The organism is Planktothrix paucivesiculata PCC 9631, from assembly GCF_900009265.2.
GTDB classification, from domain to species: domain Bacteria; phylum Cyanobacteriota; class Cyanobacteriia; order Cyanobacteriales; family Microcoleaceae; genus Planktothrix; species Planktothrix paucivesiculata.
Map to the genome: position 1 here is coordinate 40,684 of NZ_LR734982.1, position 21,030 is coordinate 61,713.

Sequence of the window (21,030 nt, forward strand, 5' to 3'; positions counted from 1 at the left end):
GGTAAACTTTTGCTATTACCCATTCTTAATTCGTAATTACCCATTACCCATTACCCATTACCCATTACCCATTACCCATTACCTATTCCCTGTTCCCTGGCGAAAGTGAGGGATGGGACTAGCTTTCTGGACACTTTATGTGGCACACTGATTGACTAAGATCAAGATCTGGGAGTAAAAATCCACTAACCGGGATATCCGATGATCCTGTTGCCTCTAATTGAGGTCTACTGGCTCTTCCGTATCCGGTGGTGAGTTTTAAATCATGGTGTGTGTAGTGAACGAGGACGAAAAAATTGCTGAGGTCAATAAAAGGTATTGTGCGGTATTCGGGGCGTGGGAGTCGCTGGTTACTTGGCGATAGCCAACTCTCTCTCAAATTCAATCTGCTCAGTACGTTAGTTAGAAGGGATTTAGAGGCACGATACAAAGGTTCTATTCTCGGCAACCTCTGGCCACTGTTGAATCAGTTGTCCCAATTGCTGATTTATACCTATGTTTTTTCCATTGTTCTCAAGGTCAAACTCGATCTTGAAGGTTTTCCCGATAACGAATTAGCCTTTGGCCTGTGGCTATTTGCGGGTTTAATTCCTTGGTTTGCCTTCACAAATGGATTAATTCAAGCCGCCAGTTCCGTCGTCGGACAGACGAACTTAGTCAAAAAGGTGGTTTTTCCCCTGGGACTCCTGCCCCTGGTGCCGATTTTCTCAGCCTTTATTGAAAGCACCTTTGGTTTAGTCGCCCTGATTGGGTTGGTTGCCCTGTCCACTCAAGTTATGCACCCCACCATTTGGTTACTACCCTTAGTCTGGATACCCCAACTTTTATTAACAGCTGGGTTAGGCTATTTAACGGCCGGACTAACCGTATTCTTGCGGGATATTCCCCAGAGTTTAGGCGTAATTTTGAACCTTTGGTTTTATGTAACGCCGATTTTATATCCCGTGGCTAAAGTTCCTGAATCCTGGCAATTTTGGATTGTTTGGTGCAATCCGATTACCGGAATTTCAGAATCCTATCGAGACTTAATTTTAGTCGGGGAAATGAGACATTGGGGAGAATTAGCCCTGTCCTCAATTGTTGCCCTAGTTCTGTTTTATGCAGGCCTATGGGTTTATAGGCGGTTGCGTCCAGCCTTTGCTGACGTTTTATGACGGTGACAGTTCCTCACACAACCCACACACCAACTGATCACTGATAAACCACCGAAATCAACATCGAATGACCGAAATAGCTATATCCGTTAATCATGTCTCTAAATGCTTCAAACGTTATCGCCATCCGGTAGATCGATTGAAGGAGATTTTTGTGCCGGGAAAAAGTCTGGCTCATAATTTTTGGGCATTGCAAGATGTTAATTTACAAGTTTGGAAAGGCCAAACCCTAGGGGTTGTGGGTCGTAATGGTTCGGGAAAAAGCACCCTATTACAAATTATTGTCGGAACTTTAACCCCCACCCAAGGAAATGTGGAAGTTAATGGCCGAGTTTCCGCCCTATTAGAACTGGGGAGTGGATTTAATCCTGAATTTACCGGGCGACAAAATGTATTTTTTAATGGTCAATTGTTGGGATTAAAAACCCAGGAAATTGAAGCCAAATTTGATGATATTGCGGCTTTTGCGGATATTGGAGATTTTATTGATCAACCTGTTAAAACCTATTCCAGTGGGATGTATGTGCGTTTAGGGTTTGCGGTAGCCACCAGTGTTGATCCTGATATTTTAATTGTGGATGAAGCCCTATCCGTCGGGGATGAGGCCTTTCAACGCAAGTGTTTTAGTCGAATTCATGAAATTAAAGATCGGGGGGGTACAATTTTATTTGTTTCCCATTCCGCTCCTTCAATTATTCAACTTTGTGACTCGGCGGTGTTAATGGATCGGGGAGAATTATTACTCGAACATACTCCAAAAATGATCATTTCCAAATATCAAAAAATGATCTATGCTGATGCCGATCAAATGATCATGATTCGAGAGGAAATTCAACATTTAAACCATAAATCTTCCCAGCCTTCCGAACAGCCTTTAGAAGCGTCCAAACCAAATAATTTTCATCCAGAAAATCCTGCATCTCCATCGGTTTTACCTACTTTTAAATCAAACAATGGACATTATAAAGATTATTTTGATCCTAAATTAATTCCTGATCATCCGATTAAATATCCTTCCCGGGGCGCCGAAATTTTAGAACCCCATATTACCACTTTAGGGGGGGAAATGGTTAATCATTTAGTAGCTCGAAATAGTTATATTTACACCTATTCTGTGAAATTTGATAAACTAGCCTCCCATGTTCGTTTTGGAATGTTAATTAAAACCGTAAGTGGATTTGAACTAGCTGGAGCTTCCTTTTTAGCCACTTCTCAATCAATCAAACAGATTGAACCCGGAACAACAATGACGATCAAATTTAAGTTTGAATGTCAATTATCACCGGATGTTTATTTCCTGAATGCGGGAGTTTCTGGTATTGTAGAGGGTGAATTTACCTATTTAGATCGCTGTATTGATGTCGGGATGTTCCGAGTTCAACCCTATGAAGATTCTTGTAGTACCGGGGTGGTGGACTTGTTAATTGAACCCAGTTTAAAAATCAAGTCCGGTTTAGTTCAGAAGGCATCTGAACTAGAATGTCTTTAAATATTGTTGTTGATTCAAGCTGAAATAAAACCCTAAGAACATGATGGATACAACGAATACCCCCTCTCCCATTATTATCATTGCCGGAATGCACCGCTCGGGAACCTCCTTAACCGCTTCCCTGCTGCAAAATCTAGGGGTTAATATTGGTAAACAGTTAGTCGGTGCAGACTATGGCAATATTAAAGGTCATTTTGAAAATGTTGATTTTGTAGAGTTTCACAAATCTATTTTTAAGAGCCATAATATTGATGAACTGGGGTGTTTATTCTCAGGGGAAATTTCCCTCACGGAACAGGAGATAGAAACCGCTAAAAAACTAATTGAAATTAATCAAGATTCGTCTTCAGCTTGGGGATGGAAAGATCCTAGAACTACTTTATTTTTAGAATTTTGGCATCAATTATTACCCCAGGCTAAGTTTATTTTTGTCTATCGTTCTCCCTGGGAAGTTATTGACTCTTTGTATCGTCGGGCGACGGATGCTACCTTACTAGACCATCCCGAAATTGCTATCCAAATGTGGAGCAATTATAACCGCAAAGTTTTAGACTTTTATCATCAATATCCTGACAATTGTTTGTTAGCAAATGTTTATACGATTGGTAATCAAACGGCTGATTTTATTAAACAAATTAATCATAAATTTAATCTTGATTTACAGGATGAATTTCCCAATCAATTTGAACCATCTCTATTAGTTAATCGGATTTTAGCCACTCCCAAACCCCTGTTTATTAAAGCCTATTTCCCTGAAGCCATTGAACTCTATCAAACTTTAGAAGCCACAGCTTACCCCTTAAATAGCAATTTAACGGCATCAGAATTAGAGAGTTTAAATCAACCTTTATCCACCGATTGGGTTTTTGAAGATTGGGCGAAACTCAGAAAACTAGAAAAAAATCAGTCTGTTCTAGCAAAAGATTTAGATATTTTACTCAAAGATAGAGATATTTTACAAACGGATATTCAAGAATGGCAAGAACGCTTTCAAGATGCCGTTGAACGTTTAATTAAAACCGAAAATCTCCTAGGTGAAACTCAATTAAAACTCAGTGGTGTAGAAGTTAAAGCCGAGGAAGCCCTAACTAAGTTAATCTCTACCGAAGAAGAATTAGGCAAAACTCAAGGAGAATTAGAAGGGTTTAAAACCCAATTTGAACAAGCGGTAGATAAACTTGTTACCACAGAAATAGAATTAGGTCAAACCCAAGGGAACTATCAAAATATAAATGCCCAATATCAGGATATCGAGACTAAATATAGAGCCTTAGATGCCAAATATCAAGAAATATTAGCTCGATGTTTGGAATCAGAAACCGCCCTAGAAAAAACGGAATTTAAACTACAAGTTGTTAGCGTTCAATATCAAGATGGACTGACTAAACTTTTAACCTTAGAAGACGAATTAGGTCGCACACAACTCAAATTATTCGGAGCAGAATCTCAATTTGAACAAGCCTTAAATAAAATATTCAGGTTAGAAGATGAATTGGGTAAAGCCCAACAGGAAATTATCGCCATGCGGTCTTCTAAATTTTGGAAACTGCGAAGCAAATGGCTAGGGGCTAAACGACGGTTAAAACAATTCCGCCGTCGATTTATTTACTCCCTGGATTTTCCCCTGAATTGGGAATTAATTGGCTTTACTGAAAAATTTTTGAATATTTCCGGTTGGTGTTTTTATACGGGAAATCAAGAACTAAAAGCGGTAAGAGCCAGAATAGGAACGGATATTTTTACCGGAGAATATGGCATTGAACGTCAAGATGTGGCGGAGATTCATTCGGCCTATTCCCAAGCAAAATCATCAGGATTCTATCTTCAAATTCGCGTTCCCCAAGGCAATTCCTTAGTAGAATTAGAAGCCCAAGATAGTAACGGAAAATGGACGGTATTTGCCCGTTATCCCTTAACGGTTTCTAGTTTGAGAGCGTCCTTTGATGTGCCCTCACAGTGGGAACAACGACAGGGACAAATCCTATTTGCCGGGTGGTGTTGCCATCCCAGTCAGCGAATTACACAATTAAAATTAATCTATGGCAATCAATGGGTTATTTGCGCCTATGGGTTACGTCGTGTGGATGTAGGGCAGGTTTTTCCTAAGTGGATAGGAAGCGCCGAAAGTGGATTTGAAGCATTAATTGATTTACCCCCAGGAACTTGGGAAATTCGTTTAGAAGCGCATTTAGAAAATGGCGAAATTCTGATTTATAACTGTCCTCAAACTCTCCAAATTTATCGTTATGGATTATTAGAAAAAAGCACTGCCAAAGTCAAACAAGTTTCCCGCTATACAGCAGCTATTCAAAAACGAATAGCAGAACGAAAACAACGTTTAGGGCGTCTTTTACCAATGCCTTGGGAAATTCCCGCAATTCTGCGGCAAATGAGCCTAATGTATCGGCAAACAACCGTTCCCCAGGGAGATTTTTTACCCCCGCAAGGCTTTGAATTATTGCAACCAATTGAACCCTATCAGGCTTGGTTAGCCGCCAATCAATGGACGGAACGCAGTTTAGAATCTTTAAGAACTCGATTAACAGTTTATTCGCCAGAAATATTGCCTAAAATTTCCGTGGTTATGCCCGTTTATAACCCCCCGATTGAATTTTTAGAAAAAGCGATTCAAAGTGTTGTTAATCAAGTTTATGATAATTGGGAACTCTGTATTGCGGATGATTGTAGTAGCGATAGCCAAGTCATAGAATTATTAAATCAATATGCCGCCAAAGATGCTCGAATTAAAGTCTATTTCCGCCCCGAAAATGGCAATATTAGCGCGGCTACCAATAGTGCAGCGAGTCAAGCAACCGGAGAATTTATTGCCTTTTTAGATAATGATGACGAATTAACCCCCGATGCTTTAGGGGAAATGGCATTATATTTAATTCAATATCCCGAAACTGATTTTCTCTATTCCGACGACGATAAAATTGACCCCGAAGGCAAACGATTTGCGCCCCAATTTAAGCCCGATTGGTCGCCCCAACTCTTACTTTCCTATATGTATATGGGGCATTTATTAGTAGTTAGACGAGGAATTTTTGAGAAATTAGGCGGATTTAGAATTGGATTTGAAGGGTCACAGGATTATGATTTTGCCCTACGAGCAACGGAAATTTCTCGCCAGATTGGTCATCTTCCTTTAGTTTTATATCACTGGCGCACCGCTCCCGGTTCAACGGCCGTTTCTGGAGCGGCAAAACCCGCAAGTTTTGATGCTGGAAAACACGCAATTCAAGAAGCCTTAACCCGTCTTCAAAGTTCAGGAAAAGTTTATCAGCCGAATTGGGCCAGTGAACTGAATCTAGGAATTTTTTATCATCAATTCCCCGACCAAGGGCCGTCGGTAACGATTATTATTCCGACTAAAAATCAACTTAAATTACTCCAGGCTTGTGTAGAATCAATTCAAAAAACAACCTATCAAAATTATCAGGTTGTAATTATTGATAACGAAAGCGATGACCCCAAAACCCTAGAGTATTTTAAGAAAATCGGCGACACAGAAAAAATATCCGTTTTAAAAATAGCTAATCAAGGAAAATTCAACTTTGCTGCGATTAATAATCGGGCGGTGGAACAGGTGAATACAGATTATGTATTATTCCTGAATAATGACACAGAAGTGATCAATTCCCATTGGTTAACTCAGATGATAGGTTATGCTCGCATCCGAGGCGTAGGGGCTGTGGGGGCGCGGTTAATTTATCCCGATGACCGGATTCAACACGCTGGAATACTGCATGGACTCCATCATGGTTTAGCGGGTCATGCCTTTAAGTTAACCCATCGTCAAGATTTCGGTTATTTAGCCTATTCTAAAGTCGTAAGAAATTATTCGGCGGTGACGGCGGCTTGTTTATTAACACCCCGACAATTGTTTTTAGATTTAGGGGGATTTAATTCAGTTGATTTTGCCGTTGCTTACAATGATGTGGATTATGGATATCGATTATTTGAACAGGGTTATCAATCGGTTTATTGCCCCGAAGCGGAATTAATTCACCGAGAAGGAACCAGTCGGGGCTATAAAGATGACCCGAAAGAAGTGGCAAAATTCCGTCGCCAATATGCTAATAAAATTGATCCTTTTTATAACCCTCATTTATCCTTAGATAATGAATGGTTTCAAATTCAACCTCGACGCTATCAATTGAAATCAACGGTTAATTTTGCCCCCATTCCTAAAGTTTTAATGTGCAGTAATGCCTTAGAATATACGGGCGCGCCACTGCATCAATTTGAAATTGCTGTTAAGTTAGCCGCAGAAGGCAAACTAGAACCAACAATTTTCTGTGTTGATGATGGGCCGTTACGCTATGCCTATGAACAGCAAGGAATTAGGGTAATTGTCAGGGAACATCCCCTGGCTAATGTTTATCAACAAGAAGCCTATAATACTGCCCTGGAAAACTTAGCCAATGAACTGCAAATAGAACAATTTGATCTGGTTTATGCTAACACTTTAGAAACCTTTTTTATAGTCGATTGTGCTAAACAAAAATCAATTCCTTGTGTGTGGAATATCCATGAAAGTCAGGCTTGGCAAACCTATTTTAATGGATTGGGATCGGAAATTGCCGCCCGGGCTTTAGAGTGTTTTCAGTTTCCCTATCGGGTGATTTTTGTTGCCGATGCAACCCGCCATCTTTATCACTCTTTAAATAGTCATCATAACTTTACAGTGATTCATAATGGTTTAGATATTCAAAGGTTACTAAAAACATCAGAACAGCTAACTCGAATTGAAGCCAGAACCGCCTTATCAATAGCAGAAGATGAAATTGTGATTCTGTTACTAGGAACGGTTTGTGAACGCAAAGGACAAAAGGATTTACTCGAAGCGTTACCCCTATTATCAACGGAATATCATCACAAAATTCGTTGTTTTATTGTTGGCGATCGCCCCAGTATTTATAGCACCGAATTAGCTCAACTAAAAGCCCAACTTCCCGATGCTTTAAAACAGCGATTAACCCTAGTTCCAGAAACCCCAGAAACCGCCCAATATTTCCTAGCTGCGGATATTTTCGTCTGTACTTCTCGGATTGAAAGTTATCCTAGAGTAATTATGGAAGCCATGGGATATAACCTACCGATTATCACTACTCCGGTATTTGGAATTCCTGAACAGGTGCGTCCTGAAATTAATGGTTTATTTTACACGCCCCACCAAGCCGAAGAATTAGCAAAATGTCTAACATCATTGCTAGAAAACCCGGATTTAAGACAGGAATTTGCTCAAAATTCCCAGTATGTTTTGGAGTCTCTCAATACCTTTGAAGAAATGACTCAAAGTTATTTAGAAATCTTCCAAGAAGCCTATTTTATTAATCCCTATCCCGCCTCTAATAACTTCTCTAATCCTCAATCCCAACCCTTAGAGATTCAGATTACCGCCCCTTCTGCGGTTACGATTTCCGCCGTCGAAATCAATCATCCCGAGCCGGAAATTGCCGAACCTCAAGCCAAGAATTATTGGGAAACCAATCCTAACGCCGCCGCCAGTCAATGGGTTTCTAATCCAATTATTGCGGATACTATCCATCAACGAATGTCTGGAGGTCAAACTAAAAAATATTGGTTGCGGTGGTTAATTCAAGATTATTTTGCAGGTCAAAACTTTAATCATCTGATTTCCTTGGGATGTGGTATTGGAAACCATGAAATTTTGATGGCAGAATTGGGATTTGCTCACCATATTGATGCCTTTGATTTTTCGGAATCTTCCTTAGAAATTGCCAGAAAAGACGCGGAAAAAGCTGGAGTTAAGGTTAATTTTTATCAGGAAGATTTTAATACCTTTAACCTAAATCCAGAGGTTAAATATGATGTGGCATTTTGTTCAGGTTCTCTGCATCATGTTCGGGAACTGGAACGATTTTTAGAAATGGTTCATAAGGCGTTACATCCCCAGGGCTATTTTATTATTAATGAATATGTTGGGGCTAATTATTGCATTTACAATAAACGCCAGGTAGAACTGATTAATCGCCTATACCAATGTTTCCATAAATTAATTCGTTCTGGGATTATGGAAAATAAATTTATTAACCCCAGCATCCATCAAGTTTTTGCCACTGACCCCTCAGAAGCGGTTCGTTCTCAACTGATTTTACCCTTTATTGAGTATTATTTTGATATCGAACTTTTTAATCCGTTTGGGGGCGCAATTCTTCATCCTCTGTATCCTTTATTAGATCATAATCAGTTTTTACCCGGTGATCCCAAAGGCGAAACCTTAATTAAACTGTTGTTGGAATTTGAACAAATATTAATGGAAATTCCCGGAGGGTTAGAATCGGATTTCTGTTTGTGTGTATTGCGTCCCAAACGCTTTTAAATCAGTGATCATTTGTAGGGGCGGGTTCATCAAGATTGAGGTCATTAACAAACATCTAAAAGAACCCGCCCGTACCAGTCACCAGTTATTACCAATTACCAATTACCAATTACCAATTACCCATTACCCATTACCCATTCCCTGTTCCCTGTTCCCTACTATACTTTTCTGATAATAGTGATCAGTTCATTGCCATTATCAAAAATCTTTTCTAAAATCAAAGGGAAGCAGAGTTGGTGTTTTAAGGTCAGGAGAAAATCCACAAAATCCGCAGATGTCCAGACATGAAAATGGATACTAAAATCCCGTCTCATTAATTCTTTAACCATCCATTTTGCTTTAGTTTCATCTGTTTCTTTTTCTACTAATTCGATCCATTCTTCATAATGATTTTGTCGAGACCATTCGGCGCCCTGTTGATAATCCTTTAATAAATGTTCAATAGAAGTGACTGGGCGATCGCGATCAAAACAAGTTCGTTTTTCAGGAACCGCTAAATATAAAATTCCGTCTTTTTTAATCACCCGTAATAAATTTTCAATCGTTAGGATCGGGTTTTGGCAATGTTCAATAAAATGATTTGCAATCACAAAATCCTGGGTTTCATTCTCAATTGTCCCGAGAAATTCACCATTATCGATAATATCGACAGGAACTAAATCAACATCTGCTAAATTAGGATAATGTTTTTTTAAATCAGGAACGCTCATCCGATCCACATATTTAACCTGAGCGGATGTAGGAACTTCCAGAGGATGATTTAATGCCCCGACTTCAATGCCATTTCCCTGTAAATATCGGTTAGCAAAAAAACGGCGAAATGTATAAATTGGAGAAAGTGTTTCAGCATCAGCCGTGAGTGTCATAATTCCAATGTCCTCAGCAGTTAATTCTTAATTTACATTCGATTTTCAGTCAATTGATAACCGAAATAGTTAACCCTTTAGAGTATAATCCTAAATTGAGTTGAAAATTTATTCCATTGTGTTCAGTTTCTCCCGGCGCAGTGATTTTGATTTGCGCGGGCGGAAAATTGAACCGATAGAAAATCATAACCGTTGATGATTCAACTCTCAATCTGGAGGCCTATCACCGTTGATTCAACTAGCAAGGACAATCGATTCAAAACCGATCACCGCGCCCCAGTTTATCATTCTTGGGGTACAAAAGGGAGGAACTAATTCCCTCTATCAGTATCTATGTCAACACCCTCAAATTGTAGCCGCAACCCAAAAGGAAATTCATTTTTTCACTCTCAATTATCAGCAAGGTTTAGAATGGTATCAATCCCAATTTTCCCCGGAAGCTGACGGAAAGCACTTGATTACAGGAGAAGGTTCTCCCTATTATTTATTTCATCCCTTAGTGCCACAACGAGTGTATGAATCTTTTCCTGATACTCGGTTTATTGTATTATTGAGAAATCCCGTAGATCGGGCGATTTCCCATTATTATTGGGAGGTAAAACTGGGGCATGAATCTCTATCTTTAGAAGATGCGATCGCCCAAGAACCTGAACGGCTAGAAGGAGAATCAGAAAAAATAGGTGCAGATCCCACTTATTTTAGTTTTAACCATCAACATTATTCCTACCTTTCTAGGGGAATTTATATCGATCAACTGCAAAGATGGATGCAGTTCTTCCCCCGAGAACAATTCTTGATTCTCAAGAGTGAAGATTTATATTGGGATTCCGAAAAAGTAGTAAATAAAGTTTTTAATTTTTTAGGACTACCCGATTATCAATTATTGAGTTATGATCAATATAATGCCAATAATTATCCCAATGTTAACCCCATTATTCGTCAGCAGTTAGAAACCTATTTTCAGCCTTACAATCAAAATTTGACGCAATTTTTAGGTCAAGATTGGAGTTGGGGAATCCCTGATCATCCTTCTCAATCCACTCCTGAATTACTAAATTTTTCGGAAAATACCCGTTCTCAATCTATCTTAAATTCGGTTAAAATCATGAAAAAAGTTGATTATGAATCCGCCTGGGATGATTATGCTAAAAATTGGCAAAGTGTCAGATCTGACGAAGTTTATAGAGGAGATGAATGGATTGGGTTTGCTGCGGGTGCGGCGACTTCCTTGGCAGAATATGAAGCCCTAATTGAGAACCAATTTATTGCTCCTTATATTCAGAACCACCATCAGGTTTTAGAAATTGGTGTGGGCGGAGGAAAAACGGCCGCTTTGCTGCTGAAATATTGTGATCGCTTGGTCTGTGCCGATATTTCCAAAGAACTCCTAAATGCCACCAACAAACGTTTGGGAGATGAACGGGTTAGATATGTTAAATTAGATGGTTTAACCTTAGATGAAATTGCGCCCCAATCTTTAGATGTTTGTTTTTGTTATGACACCTTAGTACATATTGAACCTCGAGATATTTTCAACTATTTAACTAGAATCCCCGCTTTATTAAAAGGCGATCGCCTCTGTATTTTTCATCATACCAATCTATTAAGTGAATTGGGCTGGCAAAAATTCTTACAGGATTGGGATAAAAACCTATTAGGAAACCGACATGGAACGGCTTTTTCCTTGATGACTGATACCATTATGGAAAAATTTTTAACCCATCTTAACTATAAAATTATCCGAAAAGATAATGAATCTGTACCTAGAGACTGTGTTTGGATTTGTGAAGCACCCGAAGTTATCAGTTATCAGTGATCAGTCATCAGTCATCAGTTATCAGTGATCAGTCATCAGTCATCAGTTTAAGAGTTATCAGTTACCAGTTATCAGTTTAAGAGGTAACATTCCCTGTTCCCTGTTCCCTATTCCCTGTTCCCTTCGTTTTCCCATGAAAGCATTATTTTTACACCCTAACTTTCCAGCCCAATATCGCCATATTATTAGCACATTAGGTGCAGATCCCAATAATCAAATTGTATTTGGCACAAAAAACGAACGTCCCGAGTGGAGTATTCCCGGAGTTGAAAAAGCCCTGTTTAGTCCCAGTCGAGAAGCGAGTGCAGACACCCATCAATATGTTAGGGGTTTAGAAAGTGCAGTATTACAGGGACAAGCGGTCTTTAGAATGGCCGAACAACTCAAAGCCAAAGGTTTTGTCCCCGATGTAATTTGCGGTCATTCCGGCTGGGGGCCCACTTTATTTGTCAAAGAAGCCTTTCCTAATATCCCATTATTATGTTATTTCGAGTGGTTCTATCATGCCGAAGGTTCCGATGCTGACTTCGATCCGGCCGATCCCCTAAGCATCGATGATAAAGCCCGAATTCGGGTGAAAAATACCCCAATTTTAATTGATTTATATTCCTGTGATTGGGGACTTTCACCCACCCATTGGCAACAATCCCAATTTCCCCCGGAACTCCGAGAAAAAATTTCTGTCCTACACGACGGAGTAGATACCAGCTATTTTAAACCGAATCCCGGGGCTAAATTAGTTTTACCCAACTTGGATTTATCCGGTGTAGAGGAACTGGTAACTTATGTGGGGCGGGGAATGGAACCCTATCGGGGCTTTCCTGAATTCATAGAAGCCGTGGCCTATATTCAGGAACGTAGACCCAAATGCCATGTTGTAGTTGTGGGATCGGAACGAGTTTGTTATGGTAAACCTTTACCCAACGGCATGAGCTATAAGGACTATATGCTCAAGAAAGTCCCCTTGGATCTTTCGCGCATTCATTTCGTTGGGCCCCTGGCCTACGGCCAATATCTGCAAGTGATTCAGGCTTCAGATGTTCATATTTATTTAACCCGGCCTTTTGTTCTATCCTGGTCAATGATTGAATCCATGTCAACCGGTTGTTTAGTCCTGGGTTCCGATACCGCTCCCGTGCGGGAAGTGATTCAAGATGGGGTAAACGGCTTACTGGTGGATTTTTTCTCTCCTAAACAGATTGCGGATCGAGTCGATGAAGTCTTGGATCATCCTGATCGGATGGCTCAGTTGCGAGTTAAAGCGCGGGAAACGGCGTTAGAACGTTATGATCTGAGCAAACTTCTATCAAAACATCTGCAACTGATTACCCAAGTCGCTAATCGTTCTCTGCCCGCCACCGTTGGCCGGGTTGAGTCGGGGATGGTTTTGCGATAGAACGGGAACTTGATCGGAGTTCCGTTCGTCTATAGAGAAGATATTCTGATTAGAAGATAAGGTCGGGTTAATGAGGAACATTGTTGTCTATAAACCCGTCTGACGGAGGTAAGCAAGTTAAGATAAAGTGCCTTTTATGAGTTAAGAGTGATGGCTCCAAGACAAATTAAGGATGAAAATTTTCAATAAATAATTGATAATAAAATCCAGCCATCGAAACCGCCATATCTATCAAGTAGACAAGAATGATCACAAAGGACTAGACTTGCTGGAGATAAACAGGTTAAACTACTGCCGAACAAGTTATGGTGTTTTAAGCAGTGTCTGTCATCCCAACAGAGCTAATGACATTATTGCAGAGGAGTGAAATCAAATGGTAACAGCTTTAGGCGTAGGGCCACAATTTTACGATCAGGATGTGGGCTTCGCCCCTAAACCCGACACTATTCTGGGTGAAGGAGGAAATGACACGATCTTTTCTTCTACCCTGGGTGGAAGTCTGATCGACGGTGGCACTGATAATGACATTCTGCAATCGCGAGGCCCCGGCGACACAATTATCGGTAACGCAGGCAATGATTCCATTCGGTCTCAACAGCTTCGCACCCTTCTGCTCGGTAATCAAGGTCGGGACACCCTCTCGGCAGATTTAACCGCCAGCTTATATGGCGGGGTAGACCGAGATTTTCTTATAGGTCAGTCTGCTAATAACTACCTCTTTGGCAACAAGGAAGAAGATACCCTGCTTGGCGGTATTCAGGGTGGAGATTTCCTCTATGGAGGTGCATCGGATGACCTCCTAGGATTTGTGGGTACCAACGGTCAAAGTAACCTCACGGGAGTTGCGGTGAGTGGAGCCGTCGGTGGCCTGAACCAAGGGAACAACTATGTCTCTGGGGATAAAGGCAGAGATAGTATTGTTGGGATTAACAATGGAGATACCCTGCTTGGGGGTGACGATAACGACTCCATCACTGGTGTAGGTAGTCTGAACTTCCTAGATGGTGGTAGTGGGAATGACACCGTAAGAATCCAAAACCCTCTCTCAACCCAACAATTCTCAACGAGTTTGGCTACTGTTGGCGTAAGCCAAACGACCCTACTGGGTGGAGCCGGTGATGATTCTCTCTACGGTGGTGTAGGTCGCTTTGGAGAAGGCCAGAACTACTTTGAGGGTGGAGATGGCAACGATACAATTCGAGGCTTTGCGCTTCAAGACGCCCTGTATGGTGGTGAAGGCAATGACTTGATCGTCACAGCCAATCCCAATGTTCTAACCATTCAAGGTAGCACCACTCAACCCGGCTTTACAGGTGAAAACACCCTGTATGGTGGTGGTGGTAATGATACCTTACTCGCTGCCTTCAGCACCGATTACCTCTATGGTGATGCTGGGAATGACAGCCTCAGTGGAAAATTCTCTCTCTTAGAGGGCGGGGATGGAAATGATACCCTCTATGGAGGAGACTGGACATTACAACTTCCCGGAGTAACCGATAGAGTACCTACTGTTACCCTATCCGGTGGTGCTGGTAACGACTATCTCCACGGTGCTTTCGGGTCAGTTGCTAACCTTTATAATGGTGGTCTTGGTGATGACACGATTGTCTTTACCACAACCAACGATAGCCTCTTGGGTGAAGGTTCCGTCGAAGGGAACGACAAGATTTCCTTCGTGGGTGGTTTGGCTGCTGGAGCTACCGGAGTCAGCTTTGTCTTATTCGATACCCTCGGCAACAACACCATTTCCGGTAGTGATGGCAACGACAGCATCGTTACAGGTAGTGGCACTGACTTCCTGCAAGGGGGTAGTGTGGCGACTCCTGCCGGACTAGCCGTTGGTTTCGGAGATGACACCCTAGTTGCGGGTGGTGGTAATGACTATCTGTTTGGCGGTTCAGGCAGTGATGTCCTGTTCGGTGAAGCGGGTAACGATACCCTGCAAGGTGGTACTGAACGAGATACATTAGTCGGCGGTGAAGGTTCTGATGTCTTCCTGTATCAGTTCAAATCCGATCTTAGCGGTACTGTTGCTGACATCATTACTGACTTCAACCCAGGTGAAGATAAACTATTCTTCTCCCGTGGGCCTGGGGGCTTTGCCTTTGAATTGCGTCCAGGCGTCCCAACTACTGAAATTTCCTTCGAGCAATTTATTGTTCTCGATAAGAACAGTTACAATGGCGGTGGTGCAAATACTCAAGCACCAACGACTGTTGGCCCTGTATTAGTGTACGAGAAAGCTAGTGGAGTCTTATGGTATGACTCCGATGGTGGTGGCTCTAACCCAGCCGATATCGTTGCATTCATGGCACGACCCGACAATACAATTCCAACTCTAACCCGAACTGATATTGTGATCGTTCTCTAGGTTGAGTTAACACCAGGAGGAGAAATATTTCTCCTTTTTTGGGATTTCAATAGGTTCAAATATAACAAAAAGACCGGGAAATCATTTCTCGGTCTTTTTTTCTATAGCACTACGCACTAAGAAACAAAGACTAATGACCTATACATTGAAATCCGTTTCTTCCTGTTCCCTGTTCCCTGTTCCCTGTTCCCTCCCATACTTAACTTGTCGCCCAATCAAATTAATAAAACCCGAACCAAAATGCTGAATTTCTAAAAAATTAGCATGGGAAGCCGTAGGTTTATAAATTTTAAATGTTTTCATAATTCCTAAAGTTGCGGCACTTTCTAATGGCCCAATAAAACCACAATCTCGATCTAAAAAATAAGGTTGCTTTGCCCAATATTCCATCTGTTCAGCATTCAAAAAGAAACAACCGGAATGGGGATTTAAAGGGCGTTTAAATGAAACCGCCTGTTCCATCACTTTCCCAATAAATTGGGGTTGATCTTGAATATTTTGAAAATTAGCTGTGATATGGGGTAAAAGATCTCCATCAATATAGGCTTTAATTGCTTTGCTATGGGGAGAAACTTCATAACGGTTGGGTTGCAATAGACAACTATTTCCGGCGTGACGATTAAACCAATTTAACTTCGTAAATAACCAAGGATCACGCAAAATCAAATCATCTTCTAAATAACAATAATAATCATATTGACCCAAATATTCTCGCAAAACTTGATGACATTGAAATCCCAATAACATCGGTTCTACCTGGGTAGGATAATGTTTACAAAACCATGAAGGCAAGGGAATTTGTGCCAGTAAATGATAATCTTGAGTGGTGCAAATCACAATATCAACTTGATAATTGTGTTCCTGATTCACAGGAATTGTCTGACATTGAGCAATATCAATCATGCACTGGGACTGACTATACAGTTCCCGCAAAGCAGTTAAAGCAAAGATTAGAGCACTAATTCTAGGGCGTGGATCTTTACCTAAAGAGGCGTGCTTCCCATCTCCATCCGGGTTAAAAAAGTGAGGAATCGTAAATAAAATACGCATAATTTATAACTGAACCTTTTAACATTAATTGTTTAATATTCTGTAGCACAAATTAGAAGAAATTAAAGGCAATGGCAATATAATTCGTGCAATCCGTGATCATAATTCTGGAACTCGTTGACGCAATTCTTGATTTAAACTGGGTAAATTATCTCGCATTTTTAAATACCATTCTCGTCGCTGTTGATAATGTTGGCATAGTAAACGATTACTTTTTACCCAAAGATAGGCATTATTAGCAATTTTTTGCCTCAGAGTGTTATTAATAATTAATTCATTCAAATACATTTCAAACTGTTGAATATTTCGATAAATTAAACCTGTTTCTTCATGAATTACCGATTGTTCATAGACCGTTGGACTAGCTAAAACCGCAACCCCATGACCCGCACATTCTAAAAACTTTAAATCCGATTTCATCAAATTAACGGGTGTGGGGGTTAACGGTAACAAACCAATATCACAGGTTTGCAGAATCTGATGATATCTATCATAACTGCAAAAGGGTTCAAATTCTTTATCAGATATTGCCAAATTCTCAAAAAAACGTCGATCATGAATGACCTTAACCTTAACTAAACTTTGATGACGAATTAAAACCCTGTTTAAGGTTTCCATAATAGGTTGCCAATCCTGTTCCCGATTTAATGCACCAAAAAATAAAGTAACTTTTGGATTGGCATAAATTCGAGGGGGAGGTAAAATCAATAAATGATTTTTAAAGATAGCAACATGAGGATTAAATTGTTGTAAAAATTTCTTTAAAGGGTCTGTTGAAGTTTGCACACCATGACATCCACGATAGCTGAGATAACGATTGTCTGCATACTCCCTCCTTCTTAACGGATTATCGTCAATTTCAGCAATAATTAGATAATCCTGTTTTAACAAATTTCTTAATATTTCTAAGTGATGATCATAGGATAGAATTGTCCTTTGCCAAATAAAAACTTTTTCTTCTTCCGGTAAAATAGAACCATTTGGAATTGATTTAGAGGCTGAAAGCGTGCGCGTTCCCGGTATTGTTGCACTCAATTGATCGGGTTCCAATACCCGGAGGCGATCGCACCCTGTAGGAGCCATAATTGCCGTTTGAATCAACAAACGACGGGGAGGTTGTAATGATTTAATTGCACGGACAATATAAAATTCGGCGGCGGTTTGAGTCGCAAAACGATTGGGATCTAAACCCAAAGTATTCCTAAGAGGTTCTACTAATTCCAGAAAATTTTGAAACTGATCATCTTTTTTTCCGCGAGTTTGAATTTCATAAATATATAATCCCGCTTCCCAAAATAGTTTTTGAATCTTTTCTAAAGTAAATCCTTGATAATCAGTATTTTCTGCAACCTCATTTTCTGATTTTCCTTGTAATAAATTAATAATATTTTGCCAATACTGACTATTAGGAATATAAGCTAAAACCTGACCTTGATCTTTTAACCATCGGATGTGATATTGTAGAACCTTGAGCGGATTTCTAGTTTGGGGTAAAATCCGCTCATAAATTAAACAATCTACGGTTTTTTCTTCTAGTTCTAACCGAATTGTTTCTAATTGATCAATTGAACTCAGAGTAATCTGATCTAAATCCTGAGTTATTTCTGAACTTAACTCAGAATCAATTAAAATTCCCCAATAAAAACTTTGAGGATTAATTCGTTTATAATAATAACTTGTACTTCGGTTTAGACAACCGACATCTATCAGGACTTGAGCATTAGGAGGTAAAAAATTCAATAATTCCGAGGGTTTCTGATTAAAATGATCATCACTGACCTGATCTGTACTATCTCTATTCATAACCTTAAGTAAAATTAGAGCTATGTTATAAATAACAGGTTTTAGGTCACCCTGGCAAGTTGATTTTTAAATTAAAAATTTTTCAGACGATTTTCACCTTAAACTTTATGGCTAGAGTCAGCGTTATTATTCCCACTTATAATCAAGATACCTACATTTCAGAAGCAATTGATAGTGTTTTAAATCAAACCTATCAAGATTTTGAAATTGTGATCACTAATGATGGTTCTACGGATCAAACATTGCAAATAATTCAAGAAAAACAAGATCCTCGAATTCGCTATTTTTCTTTTAGTCATAATCAAGGAGTGAGTATAGCAGCAAATCATTGTATTCATCAGGCGAAGGGAGAACTAATTACTATTTTAGATTCTGACAATATTTTTTTACCGGATAAACTTGAAAAGCAAGTTAATTTTTTAGATAAAAACCCCGAATTTGATGCGGTTTTTACCCATACTATTATTATTGATAAAGATGGTAATTTTCACCCCGGTAAAGAATCCTCCTTTCAACAGTTATTTGCTCAAAAAAATAAAAATCGTTTTCAATGGTTAAATTCTTTTTTTTACTCTGATAATTCTTTATGTAATACCAGTGTTTTAATTAAGAAAAAATGCTATAATCAAGTAGGGTTATATGATCCACGATTACGTCAAATTCATGATTTAGATTTTTGGATACGTTTATGTCTGAAATCAGAAATTCATATTTTACCCGAACCTTTGGTTTTATTTCGATTTCATGATCACAATATTAGTGGTGTAACGGCGGAAAATATGATTCGACATACTTGGGAAATGTCTCAAGTGCTTGAGCATTATCTTTGTCCAGAGGTTAGCCAAAATTTTTATACTATTTTTCCTCAACAGCAACTTATCAAAACTCCCATTACACCTGATGATCTTAAATTTTTAATTGCAAAACAAGCTTTAAATATTCATCGTCCTAGTCATCAATATTTTGGAATTTCTACCTTATATCAGTTGATGAATAATCCAGAATCGGCTGAATATATTGAAAAAAAATATTCCTTTAAATATACCGATCTGATTCATCTTACTGGAAATCATGATATTTTCCAAATAATTAGTAATCGGAAATTGAAGCAAGATCTTGATCAAACTCAAAAGCAACTGGAAGCAGTACAAAATCATAATATAATTTTACAAGAAAAACTAGATCTACCTAGTGAAACTAAATCTCAACCGCTAGTAAGTATATTAATTCCGACTTATAATGGAGAAAATTTTTTATCAAAAGCGATTAAAAGTGCTTTAGATCAAACCTATTCTAACTTAGAAATTATTATTTCTGATGATGGGTCAACCGATAGAACTGTAAAAATTGCCGAATCTTTTCAAGATAATTGTTCTATTCCCTATCGGATTATAACTCATTCTAACTATGGATTGGTAAAAAACCTTAATTTTTGTATTCAACAAGCTCAAGGTAAATACATAAAATTTATTTTTCAGGATGATTGGTTGGAATCTAATTGTATTGAAGAAATGGTCACTTTAGCAGAACAAGATCCAGAAATAGGGTTAGTTTTTTCGCCCCGTCAAGTCTTGATTGACCCTGATTCAAAATCTGATTTAAAGTGTCAATCTGCTTATAATGGGGCGATTAACTTACATCAAAAATGGTCTGATTTAAAATCCATACAATCAGGTGAAGATCTTTTGTCTGATCCTAACTGTTTAATTGGAGGATTAAATAAAATTGGAGAACCGACAACGGTATTAATTTCTAAACGAGTTTTTGAAGAATTAGGAGAATTTGATGCTACACTTCAACAACTTTTAGATGTTGATATGTGGTTTAGAATTATGGGTCATTATAAAATTGCTTTTGTGAATCAAACCTTATCTTCTCTCCTGATTCATAAAAGACAACAAACTCAAGTTAATATTGTTAAACAAGAAAATCATAAGGATTATGAAAGACTTTATTTAAAAATAATCCAAGATTCTAGCTATGATTTTTTACATCCCTCTTTCAAACAGATAGTTTTACAAAAAGCCCTATTTAATTGGCAATTCTATCTAAAATTAATCACTAATTTACTAAACCAATATCAAATACATCATGATCATAGAGTTAGGTCGAGTTTGCAATTAGTTCGCCAAACCCTAGTTCAATATTGGTTAACTTTAAATTCTAGGGATTTAGAAACTCAATACTCCCAGGAAATTCGTCCGATTTATCAAATGTTATTAACCAGTAATATTGTTAATCAAGAAGGAAGTGAAATTGAGAAATCATGGATTGAATCCATACAAAAACGACTTTCTCAAGGTTTGTATTCCTGTGATTTAATTCCTGATTTGATGGGAATTATGTTATATAAAAGAGCTTATGAACTTGATTTTGTATACAAAAATGCGATTGTCCCCAGATATTTTTTCCCTGAATTTATTACTTGGCTTTTTGCAAAAGTTGATTTTTTTGGTATCCAAGAAGATCAATTAAAATATATTCGGTTTCAAGAAAATTTATTAGGTTATATTACTCAAAACTTGAATATAAATTCATCTTCCTGTGATCTGTGGGTATATGTATCCCAATGTTATCTGAAATATTCTCAGCTAAATTATGATAGTGTCAGTGAAATTGAGCTTCAGGGGATTTATGATTATAGAAACAAAATCCTTAACTTTTTAGTTAAAAAAGGACAGGGTTCTGAGTCTGTAGCCAGTCTCAATCAGTTGTAAAAAAGCCATGATTTCAGCA

General features: G+C 38.9%; 10 protein-coding genes. 7 read left to right on the forward strand and 3 right to left on the reverse strand.

Annotated elements, in window-relative coordinates:
• Nucleotides 1-308 precede the first annotated feature (308 nt).
• The 3 genes from PL9631_RS00330 (at nucleotide 309) to PL9631_RS00340 (ending at nucleotide 8,992) form a co-directional block, all read left to right on the forward strand.
• Nucleotides 309-1,154 carry an ABC transporter permease gene (locus PL9631_RS00330; protein WP_083616369.1) on the forward strand — a complete coding sequence of 282 codons (846 nt, stop codon included), beginning with the start codon at nucleotides 309-311 and terminating at the stop codon, nucleotides 1,152-1,154.
• A gap of 67 nt (nucleotides 1,155-1,221) precedes the next feature.
• Entirely contained in the window at nucleotides 1,222-2,643 is a 1,422-nt protein-coding gene (locus tag PL9631_RS00335) for an ABC transporter ATP-binding protein (protein ID WP_083616061.1), read from the forward strand.
• Nucleotides 2,644-2,686: 43 nt separating this feature from the next.
• On the forward strand, nucleotides 2,687-8,992 hold the full coding sequence (locus PL9631_RS00340) for a glycosyltransferase (protein WP_083616062.1): 6,306 nt from the start codon (nucleotides 2,687-2,689) through the stop codon (nucleotides 8,990-8,992).
• A gap of 158 nt (nucleotides 8,993-9,150) precedes the next feature.
• Here PL9631_RS00340 and PL9631_RS00345 read toward each other — a convergent pair whose 3' ends face one another.
• Entirely contained in the window at nucleotides 9,151-9,858 is a 708-nt protein-coding gene (locus PL9631_RS00345; RefSeq protein WP_231516594.1) for a methyltransferase domain-containing protein, read from the reverse strand.
• A 229-nt stretch (nucleotides 9,859-10,087) separates the two neighbouring features.
• On the opposite strand from PL9631_RS00345, the gene PL9631_RS00350 reads away from it, so the two are divergent.
• From PL9631_RS00350 to PL9631_RS00360, 3 genes are all read left to right on the forward strand, one after another.
• Entirely contained in the window at nucleotides 10,088-11,674 is a 1,587-nt protein-coding gene (locus PL9631_RS00350) for a sulfotransferase domain-containing protein (RefSeq protein ID WP_231516595.1), read from the forward strand.
• A 133-nt stretch (nucleotides 11,675-11,807) separates the two neighbouring features.
• Complete coding sequence (locus tag PL9631_RS00355) at nucleotides 11,808-13,070, forward strand: glycosyltransferase family 4 protein (protein ID WP_083616064.1); 1,263 nt, start codon at nucleotides 11,808-11,810, stop codon at nucleotides 13,068-13,070.
• 373 nt (nucleotides 13,071-13,443) lie between these two features.
• Nucleotides 13,444-15,441, forward strand: coding sequence for a calcium-binding protein (locus PL9631_RS00360; protein ID WP_083616065.1), 1,998 nt, complete (start codon nucleotides 13,444-13,446; stop codon nucleotides 15,439-15,441).
• Nucleotides 15,442-15,579: 138 nt separating this feature from the next.
• Here PL9631_RS00360 and PL9631_RS00365 read toward each other — a convergent pair whose 3' ends face one another.
• Both PL9631_RS00365 and PL9631_RS00370 read right to left on the reverse strand, forming a co-directional pair.
• Complete coding sequence (locus PL9631_RS00365) at nucleotides 15,580-16,491, reverse strand: hypothetical protein (protein ID WP_083616066.1); 912 nt, start codon at nucleotides 16,489-16,491, stop codon at nucleotides 15,580-15,582.
• A gap of 99 nt (nucleotides 16,492-16,590) precedes the next feature.
• Nucleotides 16,591-18,294, reverse strand: a complete 1,704-nt coding sequence (locus PL9631_RS00370; protein WP_083616067.1) for a glycosyltransferase family protein — start codon at nucleotides 18,292-18,294, stop codon at nucleotides 16,591-16,593.
• 107 nt (nucleotides 18,295-18,401) lie between these two features.
• Between PL9631_RS00370 and PL9631_RS00375 the strand changes: the two genes are divergently transcribed.
• The gene (locus tag PL9631_RS00375; protein ID WP_156090395.1) at nucleotides 18,402-21,011 is read left to right on the forward strand and encodes a glycosyltransferase family 2 protein; all 2,610 of its coding nucleotides are present in this window, start codon (nucleotides 18,402-18,404) and stop codon (nucleotides 21,009-21,011) included.
• The last annotated feature ends 19 nt before the right edge of the window (nucleotides 21,012-21,030 follow it).

Bases quoted from the DNA above. Each gene is read 5' to 3' on its own strand.
- PL9631_RS00335 (WP_083616061.1), top strand. From the start codon at position 1,222: ATGACCGAAATAGCTATATCCGTTAATCATGTCTCTAAATGCTTCAAA.
- PL9631_RS00340 (WP_083616062.1), top strand. From the start codon at position 2,687: ATGGATACAACGAATACCCCCTCTCCCATTATTATCATTGCCGGAATG.
- PL9631_RS00345 (WP_231516594.1), bottom strand. From the start codon at position 9,858: ATGACACTCACGGCTGATGCTGAAACACTTTCTCCAATTTATACATTT.
- PL9631_RS00355 (WP_083616064.1), top strand. From the start codon at position 11,808: ATGAAAGCATTATTTTTACACCCTAACTTTCCAGCCCAATATCGCCAT.
- PL9631_RS00360 (WP_083616065.1), top strand. From the start codon at position 13,444: ATGGTAACAGCTTTAGGCGTAGGGCCACAATTTTACGATCAGGATGTG.
- PL9631_RS00365 (WP_083616066.1), bottom strand. From the start codon at position 16,491: ATGCGTATTTTATTTACGATTCCTCACTTTTTTAACCCGGATGGAGAT.
- PL9631_RS00370 (WP_083616067.1), bottom strand. From the start codon at position 18,294: ATGAATAGAGATAGTACAGATCAGGTCAGTGATGATCATTTTAATCAG.
- PL9631_RS00375 (WP_156090395.1), top strand. From the start codon at position 18,402: ATGGCTAGAGTCAGCGTTATTATTCCCACTTATAATCAAGATACCTAC.